The sequence below is a fragment of the Paraburkholderia rhizosphaerae genome (genome assembly GCF_004366595.1).
GTDB classification, from domain to species: Bacteria; Pseudomonadota; Gammaproteobacteria; order Burkholderiales; family Burkholderiaceae; genus Paraburkholderia; species Paraburkholderia rhizosphaerae.
Window position 1 is genome coordinate 35,261 of the sequence record NZ_SORE01000015.1, and the last position, 17,480, is coordinate 52,740.

Annotated in this window: 14 protein-coding genes; 3 read left to right on the plus strand and 11 right to left on the minus strand. The window is 63.0% G+C overall.

All coding sequences use genetic code 11. The annotated features are described in order from the left end of the window. Positions 1-3: 3 nt before the first annotated feature. Positions 4-549, minus strand: a complete 546-nt coding sequence (locus BX592_RS19790; RefSeq protein WP_134193627.1) for an FKBP-type peptidyl-prolyl cis-trans isomerase — start codon at positions 547-549, stop codon at positions 4-6. A 33-nt stretch (positions 550-582) separates the two neighbouring features. On the opposite strand from BX592_RS19790, the gene BX592_RS19795 reads away from it, so the two are divergent. Both BX592_RS19795 and BX592_RS35220 read left to right on the plus strand, forming a co-directional pair. Continuing rightward, on the plus strand, positions 583-1,839 hold the full coding sequence (locus tag BX592_RS19795) for a cupin domain-containing protein (RefSeq protein ID WP_208327933.1): 1,257 nt from the start codon (positions 583-585) through the stop codon (positions 1,837-1,839). 230 nt (positions 1,840-2,069) lie between these two features. Further along, on the plus strand, positions 2,070-2,345 hold the full coding sequence (locus BX592_RS35220; RefSeq protein ID WP_134193629.1) for a hypothetical protein: 276 nt from the start codon (positions 2,070-2,072) through the stop codon (positions 2,343-2,345). Between the two features lie 223 nt (positions 2,346-2,568). Here the strand turns inward: BX592_RS35220 and yoaA are convergent, their stop codons facing one another. The 3 genes from yoaA to BX592_RS19820 form a co-directional block, all read right to left on the minus strand. Beyond that, on the minus strand, positions 2,569-4,857 hold the full coding sequence (gene yoaA / locus BX592_RS19810; protein WP_134193862.1) for a DNA repair helicase YoaA: 2,289 nt from the start codon (positions 4,855-4,857) through the stop codon (positions 2,569-2,571). A gap of 199 nt (positions 4,858-5,056) precedes the next feature. Next, positions 5,057-5,269, minus strand: a complete 213-nt coding sequence (locus BX592_RS19815) for a DUF465 domain-containing protein (protein ID WP_134193631.1) — start codon at positions 5,267-5,269, stop codon at positions 5,057-5,059. 146 nt (positions 5,270-5,415) lie between these two features. Next, positions 5,416-6,330, minus strand: coding sequence for a hypothetical protein (locus BX592_RS19820; RefSeq protein WP_243849643.1), 915 nt, complete (start codon positions 6,328-6,330; stop codon positions 5,416-5,418). Between the two features lie 470 nt (positions 6,331-6,800). Between BX592_RS19820 and BX592_RS19825 the strand changes: the two genes are divergently transcribed. Beyond that, positions 6,801-9,155 carry a Tex family protein gene (locus tag BX592_RS19825; protein ID WP_134193635.1) on the plus strand — a complete coding sequence of 785 codons (2,355 nt, stop codon included), beginning with the start codon at positions 6,801-6,803 and terminating at the stop codon, positions 9,153-9,155. Positions 9,156-9,338: 183 nt separating this feature from the next. Here the strand turns inward: BX592_RS19825 and BX592_RS19830 are convergent, their stop codons facing one another. The 7 genes from BX592_RS19830 to hflK form a co-directional block, all read right to left on the minus strand. Then, positions 9,339-11,225: a potassium transporter Kup gene (locus tag BX592_RS19830; RefSeq protein WP_134193637.1), complete on the minus strand. Its 1,887-nt coding sequence runs from the start codon at positions 11,223-11,225 to the stop codon at positions 9,339-9,341. Positions 11,226-11,584: 359 nt separating this feature from the next. After that, positions 11,585-12,160, minus strand: coding sequence for a phosphoribosyltransferase (locus tag BX592_RS19835; protein ID WP_134193639.1), 576 nt, complete (start codon positions 12,158-12,160; stop codon positions 11,585-11,587). A gap of 3 nt (positions 12,161-12,163) precedes the next feature. Then, complete coding sequence (locus BX592_RS19840; protein WP_134193641.1) at positions 12,164-13,510, minus strand: adenylosuccinate synthase; 1,347 nt, start codon at positions 13,508-13,510, stop codon at positions 12,164-12,166. Between the two features lie 102 nt (positions 13,511-13,612). Continuing rightward, the gene (locus BX592_RS19845; protein WP_134193643.1) at positions 13,613-14,761 is read right to left on the minus strand and encodes an ATP phosphoribosyltransferase regulatory subunit; all 1,149 of its coding nucleotides are present in this window, start codon (positions 14,759-14,761) and stop codon (positions 13,613-13,615) included. A 110-nt stretch (positions 14,762-14,871) separates the two neighbouring features. Next, the gene (locus tag BX592_RS19850; protein WP_134193645.1) at positions 14,872-15,063 is read right to left on the minus strand and encodes a DUF2065 domain-containing protein; all 192 of its coding nucleotides are present in this window, start codon (positions 15,061-15,063) and stop codon (positions 14,872-14,874) included. 42 nt (positions 15,064-15,105) lie between these two features. Next, the gene (gene hflC, locus BX592_RS19855; RefSeq protein WP_134193647.1) at positions 15,106-16,017 is read right to left on the minus strand and encodes a protease modulator HflC; all 912 of its coding nucleotides are present in this window, start codon (positions 16,015-16,017) and stop codon (positions 15,106-15,108) included. 11 nt (positions 16,018-16,028) lie between these two features. After that, positions 16,029-17,480, minus strand: coding sequence for an FtsH protease activity modulator HflK (hflK, locus tag BX592_RS19860; protein ID WP_134193649.1), 1,452 nt, complete (start codon positions 17,478-17,480; stop codon positions 16,029-16,031).

Here is a 17,480-nt window from a genome sequence, read left to right on the forward strand (position 1 = left end):
GAACTAATGCAGCGTGGGCCCCGATTTCGGTTCGAGATCGTCGTCCTCGTCGTCATCGTCAAGCACTTCGAGACCGTCCGCGCCATGTGCGTGCTCGTGCTGGATTTCGTCTTCAGTGGCTTCGCGCACTTCCTTGACGGTCAACGCGAAACGCAGCGCCATGCCAGCGAGCGGATGATTGCCGTCGAGCACGACCTTGTCTTCGGCGACATCGGTCACCGTGTAGATCATTGTATCGAGATCTTCGTCGCCCTCTTCGGGCGTGCCTTCGAATTGCATGCCGACTTCGAGTGGCTCGGGAAAGCGTTCGCGCGGCTCGATCTTCACCAGTTCAGGATCGTACTCGCCGAATGCGTCTTGCGGCTCGAGTTGAATCTGGGTCTGGAAGCCGGGTTCGCGGCCGTCCAGCTCTTCCTCGATCTTGGGGAACGTGCCATCATAGCCGCCGTGCAGATAGACCATCGGCTCGTCGCTCTCCTCGATCAGATTGCCTTGCGCATCCGATAGCTTGTAGGCGACCGATACGACGGTGTTCTTTGCGATCTTCATTCGTTTCTCCAAGATTACCCCTCCCATTATACGATGCTCAAGCGGCCCAATGCCGAACCGGCCAGCCCAGGTTCAGCCCTAAACACGTCGCATCAACCGTTCCATGCGTTGCTTGCCGACGGTGTCGCGCCACTCGCGCCCGACGTGCCGACAGCACTGCTAGGCAACCTGAGTCCCGCGCAATTCATGCGCCGCTACTGGCAGAAAAAACCGCTGCTAATTCGCGGTGCGATCCCTGGTCTTGCAGCGCCGCTCACGCGCGACGAACTCTTCGAACTCGCCGATCGCGATGACGTCGAGAGCCGACTGATCACGCATGTGCGCAACAAGTGGGAACTCGAGCACGGCCCGTTCGCGCCTGACGAACTACCGTCGTTGAAGCAGCGTGCGTGGACGCTGCTCGTGCAAGGCGTCGATCTGCATGACGAGCGCGCGCGCAGGCTGCTCGAGTGCTTTCGCTTCATACCCGATGCGCGGCTCGATGACCTGATGATTTCCTACGCGACCGATGGCGGTGGCGTCGGTCCGCACTTCGACTCATACGACGTGTTTTTGCTGCAGGTGCACGGCAAGCGTCGGTGGCGCATCGGCGCGCAGCGCGACCTCACGCTTAAGCCCGGGCTGCCGTTGAAAGTTCTACAACACTTTGAACCGGAAGCCGAATGGCTTCTGGAACCTGGCGACATGCTGTATCTGCCACCGCATATCGCGCACGACGGGATTGCACACGGCGAATGCATGACCTGCTCGATCGGCTTTCGTGCGCCGAGTGCTGCCGAACTGACGACGCAATTCCTTTATCACCTCGCGGAAAGGCAGGACGCAAACGTTTCAACCGAACGCTACCGCGATCCGCGACAACCTGCAGTCAAGGAGCCCGCGCAAGTGCCGGCCGCGCTGGTCGAAAAGGTGGGCGCGATCCTTGCTAAGATCAGATGGAATGATCGCGACATCGCGGCATTTCTCGGCGCGTATCTGAGCGAGCCAAAGCCGACCGTCGTATTCGATCCGCCAGAACGGCCACTCGACGAAATGCGTTTTGCGAAGCAAGCAGCAAAAAACGGTATTCGTCTGGATCGCAAAAGCGTGCTGCTTTACGACCGGCGTGCGTACTATCTGAATGGCGAAGAAAACGCGCTTTCAGATGCGAAATCGTGGGTCGTTGAACTGGCCAATCGACGCCGTTTGAGTGCGAAACGCTTTGTAACACTCTCACACCATCCGTCAATGACAGCACGACTTCACGAATGGTATTGTGCGGGCTGGATACAAGTAGGCGAACTGGGATAAGATTTCGCCGCTTGAATATCGAAATCGTGGGATTTTGTCTGGGAACTACAACGTATTGGCCCCGGATTTGTCGACGGTCGATACGAAAGTGCATATAATTTCCGCCCAAGCCGTACGGGAAAGATTCACACTCATGAAGTGCGTCTCCACCAGCGGCCCGGGTCGGTGTTAGAGCACATTACCGGTAAATTTGCGCTGTTGCTTACCTTTAACCATAAAAGGACGTGATCATGAAGAAATCCCTCCTCGTAGCATCTCTGCTGGCCGCCATGGCGCTTGCTGCATGCAGCAAGAGCAGCGACAACGCAGCTGCTCCGGCAGCTAGCGACAACGCTGCGTCGGCACCGGCTGCTGCTGCTTCGGAACCGGCACCGGCTGCAGCCGCTTCGGATGCGGCTCCGGCTGCTTCGGACGCAGCTCCGGCTGCTGCCGCTTCGGATGCGGCTCCTGCTGCGAGCGACGCTGCTGCCTCCGCAGCGGCTCCGGCTTCGGGCGCAAGCCAGTAAGCTGGTGCGAAGGGCTCGCCGCCAGGCGAGTCCGTGCAGGCATACCCCACGGGTGTGCCGCACACGAGAGCACAACGCAAAACGCCACGGTTTCCGTGGCGTTTTGCTTTTGCAAAGCGGGTGTTTTATAAGCCTGGTGTTTTGCAAGGCCGGGCTTTTGCAACGCGACCGGTGCGAACCCGCTCTTGCCCGTTCATTCACGTTCGCGCATGCGCGGGGCATCTCAAGTACGCGACGTCGGCTCCGCAAAGAACTCACGCACGACATCGATTTCACGTGTGCGTTTGAATGGCGGCAGGCTCTGCCAGATACGGCGACCATACGGTTTGTCGACGAGACGCGTATCGCAGATCATCAGCACGCCGCGATCGGTTTCGGAGCGTATCAGACGCCCTGCGCCCTGCTTCAATGTGATCACCGCTTGCGGAAGCTGATGCACGGCGAACGGGCTCAACCCTTTCTTCGTCAGCGCATCGAGACGTGCGGATAGCACGGGGTCATCAGGCGGCGCGAACGGCAGCTTGTCGATCACGACCAGCGACAACGCATCGCCACGCACGTCGACGCCTTCCCAGAAGCTTTGACTTCCCACCAGAATCGCATTGCCATATGCGCGGAAACGTTCGAGCAATTCGGTGCGGCTCGCATCGCCCTGCACGAGCAATGGCATATTCCAGCCGCGCGTTTCGATCGTATCGCGTAGTTTGTTGGCGATGCGATCGACCGCGCGCAGTGTCGTGCACAGCATGAACACGCCGCCACCCGATGCTTCGATCGCCGGCAACGCAGCATCGAACACCGCGTCGGTGAACATCGGCGACGACGGCTGCGGCAGATTGCGCGGCACGTATAGCAAGCCTTGTGTCTCGTAATCGAACGGACTGGGCAGCGTCATCGAGCGACGCGCGTTCAGGCCCATCTGTGCCGCGTAGTGCGTAAAGTCGCCGCGCACCGACAGTGTCGCCGACGTAAACACCCATGCACGCGGCACACCTGCACGCTGTTTCGCGAAGATCGGCGCGACCGATAACGGCGTCTCATGCAACTGCACGGTATGCGAGAAGACTTCGATCCAGCGCACCTTTTCGTGCGGATCGGCATCGGTGCGCGAGCCGCTGTTTGCATCGGCGGAGCGCGTCGCGCTGCCGCCAGCTTCCGGAGCGCGCGCCGCCACTTCAGACGACGACGCGTCGGGCACCGCGGTCCATCCGTCGAGCAACGCTTGCAGTTCTCGCGCGCGCCGCAGACACGCACCAATCGATTCCGCACGCTCGGCTTGCGCACCGAGCGCGTCCGCGAGCGCGTCGAGTTCGACCTGCACCGCATCGAGCGCGGCAAAGAGCGGATGATCGCCCGCCAACTGCCCCACCGATACGCGTAGCGAATCTTCCTTGAACGTCAGACGCACGTCGCGCGTCGTTCGTTCGAGCGCGGCGCCCAGCTTCACCCAGTCGACTGCGTCACGCGCATGGCCCAAGCCTTCCGCGACCGAATCGCGCGCGAGTTCGAGCAGTTGCGCGGTGGACAGCGTTTCGCCGAAAAAGAGCGTCGCGGTTTCGGGCAGCTGATGTGCTTCGTCGAAGACGATCGTATTCGCGCTCGGCAGCAGTTCGGCCATGCCGGTATCGCGCAGCATGATGTCGGCGAAAAACAGATGGTGATTCACGACGACCAGATCGGCCTGCTGCGCTTCGCGACGCGCCTGCATCACAAAGCATTCCTTGTAATGCGGACACTCCTGGCCAAGACAGTTGTCGCGCGTCGAGGTCACCATCGACCACACCGCGGCGGTCTCGGGCACGCTCGCGAGTTCGGCCTTATCGCCCGTGCGCGTGATCTTCGCGAATCGCACGATCTCCTGCAGATACGACGTCTCCTGACGCGACGGCAAGCGGCCATTGTCGGCCGTGCGCTGCAGATAGTAATGACACAGGTAGTTTGCGCGGCCTTTTAACATCGCGACCGACACCGGCACCGCGAGCGCATCGCGCACGGTCGGGATATCGCGCTGGAACAACTGGTCCTGCAGATGCTTGGTGCCGGTCGACACGACCACTTTGCCGCCCCACAGCATCGCCGGCACCAGATACGCATAGGTCTTGCCGGTGCCCGTACCCGCTTCGACGATCAGCGTGTTTTCGCCGGCATCGTTTTCGTCGGTTGCTCCCGTTGCATCCGTTGAAGCGCCGGCGTCCGCGCCTTGCGATGCGCGCGGCGAGCCGGACGATGACAAGCGGCGCGCGGGCCGCTGCTGCGCTTCGAACATGGCGGGTTCGGGCTGGGCGCGGCCCGACGCTTCAAGCGCCGCCGCGACCGCGCGCGCCATGTCGATTTGCGACGCGCGCGGCCGATAGCCATCGATTTGCCGGGCAAGCAGGCCATCTGCGGCGAAGATGTCGTTGAGTTCGGCGGCGCGCCGCGGCGTCAGCGACGCAGCGAGCGCCGTGCCCGCCGCAATACGCCCGGTGCGCGTCGCATCTTTGACGTCCGTGCTGGACGTGCTGTCGGACATGCTCTGAAGTGCGCGGTCAGGTGCGTCGTGCAGCGAACGGTCAGGCGTACGGCCGGGCGCGTCGATCTGCGCCGCATCGGCGGCCGACGTGCTGCGGGATGAAGAATCTAGCGGTGCGTTCAAGGCAAGCGGTTCCTGCAAAATCCGGCGCCAGCATCGCGAAAGCGCGGTCGGCCCCGGCACCTGCCAGGTTCCGCACTCAGCTGTGCGCGTCGGGTTCGAGCTGCAATTGCAGCAGGATGATGGTGTCTTTCAGTTTGAGCTTGCGTTTCTTCAGGCGCTGCAGTTCGAGGTCGTCGATGCCGGGCTCATCCGACATCCGGTCGATGATCCGATCGAGCCCACTGTGCTCCGATTCCAGTTGCAGAATGCGGTCGCGAAGTGATTCCGCGTTGACGTGATGAGCGCGCATGCTCGCCTCCTCTCCAGAATGGGCGAAGCGCGCGCGGCCCGATCAAAGCGATCGTGCGCGCCCCTCGCTCGAGGTTGCTGTCCGGCCTGAAACGCGTTACTGCGGTCTACTACTGCGGCCTACTGCTGTGCCTGCTACCGTTGTTGCTACTGCGGTTGCTGCTTTTGCTGCTGCTCGAGCTGCTGCTGCTTCAGCTCGTCCTGTTGTTTCTGCTGCGCCTTCTCCGCGGCCTGTTTCTGGCGCTCCTCGACATCCTTCTTGTGCTGCGCGGCGTCGATCTGCTTCTGTTCGTAGCGCTGCTGCTTTTCGACGCGCTCCTGCGCCTTCTGCGCGGCCTGCTGATGCGCCTGATCGAGCTGACGCTGGAAGTCCGCCTGTTTCTGATCGTACGCCTGCTGGTTGGCCGCTGCCTGCGCCGGAGTGATGCCGCGCTGCGCCTGGTCGATTGCATGCTGGCGCTGCTTCTGCTCATACGCCTGCTCGTTGGCCGCGCGCTGCGGCGCCTCCGCCTGGCGCTGTGCCTCATTCAGCGCGTGCTGGCGCTGCTTGTCCTCGTACGCCTGCTGGTTGCGCGCGTCTTGCGCCGCACGTTCCGGCGCTTGAGCTTCGTCCTGCGCCTGCCTGAGCGCCTGCTGCTCGTCGCGCTGACGCGCATGCTCCGCGCGCTTTTCGTCGTCGAGCGCGAGCTGCTGGCGGCGAATATCGGCCTGCACCGCGCGCATTGCATCGCGCGCCTTGTTCACGCAATGATTGACGAAGAACGTGCTGTAGCAATCGTGCCGCTTGACCTCGAAGTCATAGTTGTTCTGCGCGGTGCGCGCGTCGAGCGCCTGCTGGCGGGCCGCGAACGACTTCTCCACCGCCGACGCCTGTCCCGTGTCCGCATCATCCGTACCTTGCGCTGCGGCACCGGGTGTATCCGTGCTGCCGGCGCCATCCGCGTCCGCCGCCGAGTCAGCCCGCGCAGCGGCGGACCCCGCATCAGCGGCCGGCTGCTGCGCGATGGCGGGCAGCGGCGCCGCAAGCACCGTACTCAGCGCCGCGCTCACCACGCACGCCATCAGCGCGCGCGCCGCGGAGACACGCTTGCCGTCGGCAAGCCGAACCCCGGACCGGGTGCAAAACCACGAGGCGAAAACCCGCGCGAACAACGGTGACAGGGCGACCGGCACACACGCGGCAAGCGGAAAACGGAAGGTGAGCAACGTCGTAGATGGGCAACGGGACATGCCCGAAATTCTAACATCCTGCGCTTGAGCGGCCCGGCATTTATGGCAAAATGCCCCGCTGCTTCAATCGCTTTAGCCGCGGCTCGTCCGCGGCTTAACCTGCGGCTTTCCCGCAACGTCAGCAACCCCGGCCGCCCTCGCGCGCCGATGGGACACAGCGCCACGCCGAAGCGGCCCATGCGGAAGCGCAGCGCACCATCGGTCGGCCCCGGCACACATTGCGCATCGGCAACCTCGGATGCGGTATGTGTGCAGGTACGTGAAGCGGCCCCAGATCGAATCCGGCACGAACCCAAAGCCTTATGACGGAAACCGTAGCACTCAAGATCGTCCAGCGCATTGCCACCGAACTGTCTGTCCAGACTCGCCAGGTGGCAGCGGCCGTGCAACTTCTCGATGAAGGTTCGACCGTTCCGTTCATCGCCCGATACCGGAAGGAAGTCACCGGCAATCTGGACGACACGCAATTGCGCAATCTCGAAGAACGGCTGTTGTATCTGCGCGAACTCGAAGACCGGCGCGCGGCGATCGTCGCCAGCATCGACGAGCAAGGCAAGCTCACCGACGAACTGCGCACGGCGATCGAAGCCGCCGACAGCAAACAGGTGCTCGAGGACCTTTATCTGCCTTACAAGCCGAAGCGCCGCACGCGCGCGCAGATCGCCCGCGAGGCCGGCCTCGAGCCGCTCGCGCACGCGCTACTCGCCGACCCGATGCTCGATCCGCAAACCGAAGCCGCGCCATACGTGGACGCGGACAAGGGCGTCGCCGACGTGAAAGCGGCACTCGACGGCGCGCGCGACATCCTGTCCGAACAGTTCGGCGAAACCGCGGAGCTGCTCGGCAAGCTGCGCGACTACCTGTTCAACCAGGGCATCGTGTCGTCGTCGGTGATCGAGGGCAAGGAAGGCGAAGAAGGCGAGAAATTCCGCGACTACTATGACTACGCGGAAACCATCAAGACCGTGCCGTCGCACCGTGCGCTCGCGCTGTTCCGCGGCCGCAATGCGGGCGTGCTGCTGGTGAAACTGGGGCTGGGCGAAGAGCTCGATGCGCTGGTGCCGCACCCGGGCGAAGCGATGATCGCGCGCCACTTCGGCATCGAAAATCAGGCGCGCCCAGCTGACAAATGGCTTGCCGATGTCTGCCGCTGGTGCTGGCGCGTAAAAGTGCAGCCGCATATCGAAAACGAGTTGCTGACGAACCTGCGCGAACAGGCCGAACACGAAGCGATCCGCGTGTTCGCGCGCAATCTGAAAGACCTGCTGCTGGCGGCGCCGGCCGGCCCGAAGGCCGTCATCGGCCTGGACCCGGGACTGCGTACCGGCGTGAAAGTCGCGGTGGTCGATCGCACCGGCAAGGTGCTCGCCACCGATACGATCTATCCGCATGAGCCGCGTCGCGACTGGGACGGCTCGATCGCGAAGCTCGCACGCATCGCCGCCCAATGCCGGGCCGAGTTGATCAGCATCGGCAACGGCACCGCGTCGCGCGAGACGGACAAGCTCGCAAGCGAGCTGATCGCGCGCCATCCGGAGCTCAAGCTGCAGAAAATTGTGGTGTCAGAAGCGGGTGCGTCGGTTTATTCGGCATCCGAACTGGCTGCGAAGGAGTTTCCGGAGCTCGATGTATCGCTGCGCGGTGCGGTGTCGATCGCGCGGCGTCTGCAGGACCCGCTCGCCGAACTGGTCAAGATCGAGCCGAAGGCGATCGGTGTCGGCCAGTATCAGCACGACGTCAACCAGCGAGAACTCGCACGCTCGCTCGATGCGGTCGTCGAAGACTGCGTGAACGCGGTCGGCGTCGATGCGAACACCGCGTCGGCGGCGCTGCTCGCGCGCGTGTCGGGTCTCAATGCGACGCTCGCGCGAAATATCGTCGACTACCGCGATGCAAACGGACCGTTCCCGTCGCGCGAGCATCTGCGCAAGGTGCCGCGTCTGGGCGACAAGACCTTCGAACAGGCAGCCGGTTTTCTACGGATCAACGGCGGCGAGAACCCGCTCGACCGTTCGTCGGTGCACCCGGAAGCGTATCCGCTCGTCGAGCGGATGCTCGCGAAGATCAGCAAGCAGGTCAATGACGTGCTCGGCAATCGCGATGCGCTATCGCGCCTCGTGCCGGCCGAGTTCGTCGACGAACGCTTCGGCTTGCCGACCGTGCGCGACATTCTGTCGGAGCTCGAAAAGCCGGGACGTGACCCGCGTCCGGAATTCAAGACCGCGACGTTCCGCGAAGGCGTCGAGAAGATCTCGGATCTGTCGCCGGGCATGGTGCTCGAAGGCGTCGTGACGAACGTCGCGGCATTCGGCGCGTTTATCGACGTCGGCGTGCATCAGGACGGCCTCGTGCACGTGTCCGCGATGTCGACGAAGTTCATCAAGGACCCGCATGAAGTCGTGAAGGCCGGTCAGATCGTCAAGGTGAAGGTGCTCGAAGTCGACGTGAAGCGGCAGCGCATTTCACTGACAATGCGCCTCGACGATGACTTCGCCGGCGGTCAAGCGGCGGGTGCGCGCAGCGGCGGCGGCGCGCAGAACGATCGTGGCGGCGCGGGAAGACCAGGTAGCGGCGGCGGACGTGGTCCGCAGCGCTCGCGTGACCCGGAACCGACTGGCGCGATGGCGGCCGCGTTTGCGAAGCTCAAGCAGCGCTGAGCGCGGCGGCTGAGGAAACGCGCGGCGTCGCCGCGTGCGTTTCCTGACTTGAGACTCGAGACCTTGGACTTGAGGCTCACGCGCTCGCGTCCCGGCCAATCAAAAAGCCCATGCACATCACATCGTGCATGGGCTTTTGCGTTGCAGTGGCGCCTCTTTCGCGGGGGCGTCACCGCGCGCGCGTCAAATCTCGATCTTCGTCCCCAGCTCGACCACCCGATTCGCCGGAATACTAAAGAAATCGGTCGGCTTCGCGGCATTCTGATGCATCCATGCGAATACGCGCTCGCGCCACACCGACATCCCCGGTAACTGCGTCGGCACCACCGTTTCGCGCGCGAGGAAAAACGACGTGTCCATCAGCTCGAACGTCATCTCATGCGTGCGTCCGACCTCTTCCAGCACCGCTTTCACATCAGGCGTTTCGTTAAAGCCGTACACAGCTTTCACGAGGAAAAGCCCGCCGCCGACATCCTTGACCGTCAACCGGTCGGCATCTTCGACATACGGAATATCGCGCGTGACGAATGTCAGAAAGATCGTCCGCTCATGCAACACCTTGTTGTGCTTCAGGTTATGCAGCAGGCTCACCGGCACCAGCGTCGAACTGCCGGTCAGGTAGATTGCGGTGCCCGACACGCGATGCGGAGGATGCGCGAGCAGACCCTGCACGAACGGCATCAGCGGAATACCGTCGGCGGCCGTGCGTTCCTTGACGATCATGCGGCCTTTAAACCACGTCATCAGCAGGAAGAACAACAGCGCGCCAATGCCGAGCGGCAGCCAACCGCCATCGGCGACTTTTAGCAGGTTCGCGCCGAAGAAGCCGAGGTCGACCAGCAACAAGCCGCTGATGATCAACGCAACCACCAGCTTGTTCCAGTTCCATACCTTGACCATCACGACGCTCGCCAGCACGGTGGTGATCACCATCGTCGCCGTCACCGCGATGCCATATGCGGCCGCAAGATTGTCCGAACTCTTGAAGCCGATCACGATGCACAGGATGATGAACAGCAGCATCCAGTTGACGACCGGCACGTAGATCTGTCCGATCGCGAGTTCCGATGTATGCAGGATCTTCATGCGCGGTACATAACCGAGCTGAATCGCCTGGCTCGTTAGCGAATACGCGCCCGAGATCACCGCCTGCGACGCAATCACGGTGGCCACCGTTGCCAGCACAACGAGCGGCAGCAACGCCCAATCGGGCGCGAGCAGATAGAACGGGTTTTCGATCGCTTTCGGGTTGCGCATCAGCAACGCGCCCTGCCCAAAGTAGTTCAGCACCAGCGACGGCATCACCAGCACATACCACGCAACGCGGATCGGCTTCGCACCGAAGTGGCCCATGTCCGCATAGAGCGCTTCGGCGCCGGTCAGCACCAGCACCACCGAGCCGAGCACGACGTAAGCCTGCAGCAGATGCGCAGACATGAATGAAACCGCGTAGTAAGGATTGAGCGCGGCGATCACTTCAGGCGACTGCACAATGTGCGACAGCCCAAGCACCGCAAGCGTGACGAACCACACCACCATGATCGGCCCGAACAGACGCCCCACCGCTGCCGTGCCGTGCCGCTGGATCCAGAACAGCAGCAGCAGGATCACCATCGTCAGCGGCAGCACCAGATGCGAGAGCTTCGGCGCCGCGATCTCGAGACCTTCAACCGCCGACATCACTGAAATGGCCGGCGTAATCACGGCGTCGCCGTAGAACATGCACGCGCCGAAGATGCCGAGCATCGTAAGCAGACCTGCCGCTTTGGTGCGTCGATCGAACGAACGCAAGGCCAGCGCCATCAATGCAAGCACGCCGCCTTCGCCGTTATTCGATGCGCGCATCACGAACAGCACGTATTTGACGCTCACCACGATGACGATCGCCCAGAACAGCAGCGAAATCACACCGAGTATCGAATCTTGAGTCAACGGAATGCCATGCGATGGGCTGAACGCTTCTTTCAGCGAATAAAGCGGGCTCGTGCCGATGTCGCCGAAGACGACCCCGATCGCAGCGACCGCGAGCGCGGGCAAGGGCTGCTTGGGCGCGTGATGATTGTCTGTCATAAGCGCGAAGAGAATCCGTTCCTCAGCGGCAAAAATGAGCGGTATTCTAAACTGCGGCTGGAGGCCAGCCGTCTGGCATGTTGTGCAAACGCCACGTGAGTGCTGGAACGTCCGAAGTGTAGCATCGCACCCTGCACACGTCTGCGGCAATCATCCCGTTTCAGAATGTGCGGATCGTGCGTTCACCTATGAACGCCGTTCGACATCGTACTGGCGAGGGCTTGCAGTGTTTGTACGTTATTCGCGTATGCAAAAAAAACGGAGCCGGCCAGGCTCCGTTTTTTGTCACGCGACGTTCTCGAACAATCCTGTTGCGCACGTTCGCCGTCAACCGTCACGCGCGGTTCGTCACGTATTCGTCACGCGTCGTGCGGCGTGCCGCGCTTGATCCATGCGCCGAGGTTATGCGGACGCACCGTGTCCCATTCTTCGAACGGCTGATGAATCCACGGGTTGGTCGGCAAATGCTGCACATAGTAGTCCGGCTTGACCTTCGAGCACGCCTTGTACCACAGCACCGCTGAGCGAACGGATGTAATTGCCGGATAGCGGTCCTTCAGATGCTGCTGCACACGCGCGAGCGTCACGCCTGAATCGACGAGGTCGTCGACCAGCAGCACATTGCCCGACAGTTCGCCGCGCGTCATCGTGATGTATTGCGCAATATCGAGCTCGCCTTGCTGCGTGCCAGCCGCTTCGCGATACGAACTCGTCGCGAGTATGGCCAGCGGCAGATCGTAGATGCGCGACATCTGATCGCCGACCCGCAGGCCGCCGCGCGCAAGGCACAGGATCTTGTCGAATTTCCAGCCGGACTCGTGGACCGCTAGCGCCAGCAGTTCGATCAGCCGGTGGTACTCGTCCCAGCCGACCCAAAGGTTCTTCTCGTCGTTGCGCGGGTCTTTCATCGCGATCACCGGACCACCGTCGATCATCGATTACACCTTGAACGGGTGGCGCAGCAGGATCGTCTCGTCGCGATCCGGACCGGTCGACACCATGTCGATCGGCACGCCCGCGACTTCCTGAACGCGCGTCAGGTAAGCACGCGCGTTCTCCGGCAGCTTGTCCCACTCACTGATGCCGATCGTGCTTTCTTTCCAGCCGGCGAAGGTTTCGTAGACCGGCTCACAGCGCGAGACTTCGGATGCACCGCGCGGCAGGATGTCGGTTGCCTTGCCGTCGATCTTGTAGCCGATACACAGGTTCACTTCGTCGAGGCCGTCGAGCACGTCCAGCTTCGTGATGCACAGGCCCGACACACCGTTGATCTGGATCGAGCGGCGCAGCGCGGCCGCGTCGAGCCAGCCGGTGCGGCGCGGCCGGCCGGTGACCGAGCCGAATTCCTTGCCAACCGTGGCAAGCGTCAGGCCGATCGGCGCCTGGCGCGCGGCATTCTCCGCGTCATACAGTTCGCTCGGGAACGGGCCCGAACCGACGCGCGTGCAATATGCCTTCGTGATGCCGAGGATGTAGTTCAGCTTTTGCGGACCGACGCCCGCGCCCGCCGATGCCGCGCCCGCGACGCAGTTGCTCGACGTGACAAACGGATAGGTGCCGTGGTCGATATCGAGCAGCGTGCCTTGCGCGCCTTCGAACAGCAGGTTGTTGCCCGCATGGTTTTCGTCATAGAGACGGCGCGACACATCGGTGATCATCGGCTTCAGGCGATCCGCGTAGCCGAGCATCATGTCGAGCGTTTGCTGGTAGTCGACCGCGGCGGCGCCCAGATATTGCGTGAGCACGAAGTTATGGAAGTCGAGATTCGCGCGCAGACGCTCCGCGAATGCTTGAGGCTCGAACAGGTCCTGCACGCGCAGACCGCGGCGCGCGACCTTGTCTTCATACGCGGGACCGATGCCGCGACCCGTTGTGCCGATCTTGCCGGCACCGCTCTTCGCTTCGCGCGCCTGGTCGATCGCGACGTGATACGGAAGAATGAGCGTGGTGGCTTCGGAGATAAACAGACGTTTCTGCACGTCGATGCCGGCGGCTTCGAGCTCTTCGATTTCCTTGAAGAGCGCCTCCGGCGACAACACGACGCCATTGCCGATGTAACACGCGACCTGCGGCCGCATGATGCCCGATGGAATGAGGCGCAAGATGGTTTTCTTGCCGCCGATGATGAGCGTATGGCCGGCATTATGACCGCCCTGGAAACGGACGACGCCTTGCGCGTGATCCGTCAGCCAGTCGACGATCTTGCCCTTGCCCTCGTCACCCCACTGGGTCCCAACCACGACGACATTGCGCCCGGGGTTCACATTCACTGCACTGGCAGACATGTTGTTTCTTGAGCTGGTTAAAAACGTATTCTACCTGGGTTCACGCGCAGGTTCCGCATTTTTGTCGCAAATTTTCCTTTGCGCTCAATGGCATGGGCCGTTTTAACGCGTCCGCACCACCCATGCGCCGCCGTCTTCGACGAGCACGCGGTCGAACGCGAACTCGTCAAGCCCGTGGTCGTGCCCCGGCAGCGCCTGGATCACCACTTCGCCCGCATCGCGCAGCGCCGCGACGCTCGCGCGCAACGCATCGTCGTGCTGCCACGGCGCGAGAATCGCGCTGCTGCGCGCCTCGATCGGCGAAATGCGCGCGACTTCGCGCAGGTCCAGCGAAAAACCGGTGGCCGCGCGCGCGCGGCCATACGCCTGGCCGACGTGGTCGTAACGGCCGCCGCGCGCGACCGCGTTCGGCACGCCGTCGACATACGCGGAGAACATCACACCGCTGTGGTACGCATAGCCGCGCAAATCGGCCAGATCGATCATCACTTCGGCGCCTTCTACTTGCGCGGCGAGGAAAGTTAGATCGTCGAGCGCGCGCGCGATTTCCGGCGCATTCGGCAGACGCGCGCGGGCTTCATCGAGCACGCTCGCGTGGCCGTATAGCGCCGGCAGCGCGCGCAGCGCGTCGCGAACGACCGGCTTCAGGTCCGCGGTGAGTTCGACGAGGCGCGGCACATCCTTGCCCGCGAGCGCGTCATAGAGCGCTTCGCCAAGCGTCGCCGCGGCCGGCTCCATGTCGATCAGCGCCGCGAGCACGCCCGCATGGCACAGGTCCAGACGCACCTTCGCGAGACCGGCGAGGCGCAGTGCATCGAGCATCAGTTGCTGAATCTCGAGGTCCGCTTCAAGCCCCGCATGGCCGTAGATTTCCGCACCAATCTGGATTTGCTCGCGCGTCGCATGCAGGCCGCGCGGTCGCGTGTGCAGCACGACGCCCGCATAGCACAGGCGCGTCACACCCTGACGGTTCAGCAGGTGCGCGTCGATACGCGCGACCTGCGGCGTAATGTCCGCGCGCAACCCGAGCGTGCGGCCCGAGAGTTGATCGACGAGCTTGAAGGTGCGCAGATTCAGATCGCTGCCGCCGCTCGTCAGCAACGACTCGATATATTCGAGCATCGGCGGCATCACCATCTCGTATCCGTACGCGCGGAAGCGGTCCAGCAAGCGGCGGCGCAACTCTTCGATCTTGCGCGCCTCCGACGGCAGTACGTCGGCAATATTCTCGGGAAGTAACCAGGTCGACATCGATAAGGTCCTGCGGGGTTAGGCGTGGCGCGCCGCGCGCACCGGCAAATGAGATGAGGATAAGAACGTGCGGCGCCGCGCGGTGCGAACGCAGGCGCGCCGCGTGCGCGTCAGGTCGCGATCAGCAGCAGCACGAGTCCAAGCGCCATCACAATCAGCCCGCCGATCCGGATATGGTGTGGCGGGCGCTCCGCTATTTTACGAAACGTGTCCCGCCACGCGACCGGAAACACAAAGGGGAACATCCCCTCGATGATCAGCATCAGGGCGATCGCGAGCAATAACGATCCGGCTATGTCCATTCGAATGAGCCCGCCGCGATCCGGTTGCCGCGGCGTTTCCGTTTATTGATGTCTGTTGCGCGCCGTCGCGGCATCGTTCGGTGTCGTCTCCCCGCCGTTCGGGCCGCGCATGAAGCGGAAGAAGTCGCTGCTCGAATCGACCACCACGACGTCGGTCGGCTTGAAGCTGGCGCGGTACGCGAGCATGCTTTGGTAGAAGCGGTAGAACTGCGGGTCGCGGCCGAATGCGTCGGCGGCGATCGACGCAGCCTTGCCGTCGCCCTCACCTTTGATGGTCTGCGCCTGCTTGTAGGCGTCCGCGAGCACCGCCTGCTGCTGCTGCGCGGCATTGTCCCTGATCTTGTCCGCTTCCGCGGCGCCCTGCGCGCGTTCGTCGTTGGCGATCTGCTCGCGTGCGGCGATCATCCGCTTGAAAACGGCATCGGACATTGACGCGGGGAAATCGACGCGCGTCATCTGCACATCGATCACTTCGACGCCAAGCGAAGCCGCGGCCTTTTCCATGCCCGCGCGTGTGTTGTCGCCGACCGCCTGCAAGTCGGCGAGCAGTTCGGGCACCGTGGACTTTGCGAACGCATCGGTCAGCGCGCCGCGCGAGATCAGCGCGAGCCGATCCGGCAGACTCTGCACGTCGCCTTTCGTCTCGGTGACAAACTTCACTGGGTCTGTTACGCGGAAGCGAATGACCGGGTTGACCAGCAAATCGGTCTTGTCGGCCGCGGAATAGTGATCTTCATCAGGCGTGTCAAGCGTCTGAATGCGCGTATCGACGAAGGTGACGGTTTGCAGCGGCGGCGGCAGCTTGAAGTGCAGGCCGGGGCCGACCAGCGTCGGTTCGCCGTCGCCGCGCGCGGACAGCACCGCCATATGCCGCTGATCGACCGTGAACACCATCGACGACGCAACGAACAGCACGATCACGATGGCCACAACGAGCGCAATGATTCGGTTCATGGTCGCGCTCCTTATTGCAGATCGTCTTCGCGGCCGCGGCTGCGGAACGCATCACGCGAGCGCAGCGGGTCGTTCGCGCCGGCGGGTTGGCTGGCAGCCGGCGCGGACGCGGCGCCCGGCGCTTGCGGCGCGGATTGCGCGTTTGGCGGTGTCACGATGACCGTGCCCGGCAGACCTTGCGGCACAGTCTGCGCGCCCGGCGCGCTGGCTGCCTGCGGCGCGCTCGCGCCCACGGCGCCTGGTGCGCCGGCCGTTGCCGCATTCGCCGCGGCCGCTGCCGCATCGGCACGCGCGCGGTTGTCGGCGATCAGCTTGTCGAGCGGCAAATACAGCACGTTATTGCTCGCCTTGCTATCGACGAACACCTTGGTCGTGTTCGAGTAGATGTATTGCATCGTGTCCAGATACATCCGTTCGCGAATCACTTCGGGTGCCTTCGAGTACTGTGCATAGACCTGTTTGAAACGTTCCGCATCGCCCTGCGCCTGCGCGACCACGCGATCGCTATAGGCCTTCGCTTCGTCGATCAGATTCGCAGCCTGCGCCTGCGCACGCGGCAGCAGGTCATTCGCATACGCTTGCGCGTCGCGCTTCGCACGCTCGCGATCCTGACGCGCCTTCGCTTCGTCCTCGTACGCGGGCTGCACCTGCTCGGGCACCTGAGCACCCTGAATCGTCACGCCGGTGACTGCAAGACCGGTCTTCAACTGGTCCAGCGAATGCTGGATCGCGTCGGTCAACTGCTGCCGAATGGCTTCGCGATCCTTATAAAGCACATCGTTCGTGCTGCGCGAGCCGACGATCTGGCGAATCGCGGCCTGCGCGGCCTGCGCGACGGTCTGCTCCGGATCGACGCTGCGGAACAGATAGTCGACCGGCTTGCGAATCTGGAACTGCACCGCAAACCGCACGTCGACGATATCGGCATCGTGCGTGAGCATCGACGCGTCCTTCACGTTGGCCTGGCGGACAACATTGCTGCGGCCGATTTCGACCGAATGAACCTGCCCGATGTTGACGATCTCATGCGACTCGAACGGATACGGCAAGCGCCAGTGCACGCCCTGCTCGACCGTGCCGCGATACTTGCCGAATTGCAGCACGACGCCCGCCTGCCCTTCCTGGACGACGTACACGCCACTGCCGAGATAGATGGCGATCAGCACGCCGATGACGATGCCCACGCCGATGCGCGCGCTACGTCCGTTATCCGGACGGCGGTCACCACCGCCACCGCCTTTGCGGCCGAAGAAACGCGACAGGCGCCGGTTGAATTCACGCCACATTTCATCGAGATCCGGTGGACCGTCGCCGCCTTTGCCATTTTGCGGACGCTTCGAATCGTTCGAACGCTGCCGGTCGCCGTTGCCGCCATTGCCGTCTCCCCGGCCCCAGCGCGGGTCGTTCAGCGACATCATGGCGCGCACACGCAGCCAGATACTCCGTTGGTTGTATTGATTCAC

Excerpts from the sequence above, each read along its gene's own strand:
- BX592_RS19790 (WP_134193627.1), bottom strand. The coding sequence starts at position 549 with ATGAAGATCGCAAAGAACACCGTCGTATCGGTCGCCTACAAGCTATCG.
- BX592_RS19795 (WP_208327933.1), top strand. The coding sequence starts at position 583 with ATGCTCAAGCGGCCCAATGCCGAACCGGCCAGCCCAGGTTCAGCCCTA.
- BX592_RS35220 (WP_134193629.1), top strand. The coding sequence starts at position 2,070 with ATGAAGAAATCCCTCCTCGTAGCATCTCTGCTGGCCGCCATGGCGCTT.
- yoaA (WP_134193862.1), bottom strand. The coding sequence starts at position 4,857 with ATGTCCGACAGCACGTCCAGCACGGACGTCAAAGATGCGACGCGCACC.
- BX592_RS19815 (WP_134193631.1), bottom strand. The coding sequence starts at position 5,269 with ATGCGCGCTCATCACGTCAACGCGGAATCACTTCGCGACCGCATTCTG.
- BX592_RS19820 (WP_243849643.1), bottom strand. The coding sequence starts at position 6,330 with ATGGCGTGCGTGGTGAGCGCGGCGCTGAGTACGGTGCTTGCGGCGCCG.
- BX592_RS19825 (WP_134193635.1), top strand. The coding sequence starts at position 6,801 with ATGACGGAAACCGTAGCACTCAAGATCGTCCAGCGCATTGCCACCGAA.
- BX592_RS19830 (WP_134193637.1), bottom strand. The coding sequence starts at position 11,225 with ATGACAGACAATCATCACGCGCCCAAGCAGCCCTTGCCCGCGCTCGCG.
- BX592_RS19835 (WP_134193639.1), bottom strand. The coding sequence starts at position 12,160 with ATGATCGACGGTGGTCCGGTGATCGCGATGAAAGACCCGCGCAACGAC.
- BX592_RS19840 (WP_134193641.1), bottom strand. The coding sequence starts at position 13,510 with ATGTCTGCCAGTGCAGTGAATGTGAACCCCGGGCGCAATGTCGTCGTG.
- BX592_RS19845 (WP_134193643.1), bottom strand. The coding sequence starts at position 14,761 with ATGTCGACCTGGTTACTTCCCGAGAATATTGCCGACGTACTGCCGTCG.
- BX592_RS19850 (WP_134193645.1), bottom strand. The coding sequence starts at position 15,063 with ATGGACATAGCCGGATCGTTATTGCTCGCGATCGCCCTGATGCTGATC.
- hflC (WP_134193647.1), bottom strand. The coding sequence starts at position 16,017 with ATGAACCGAATCATTGCGCTCGTTGTGGCCATCGTGATCGTGCTGTTC.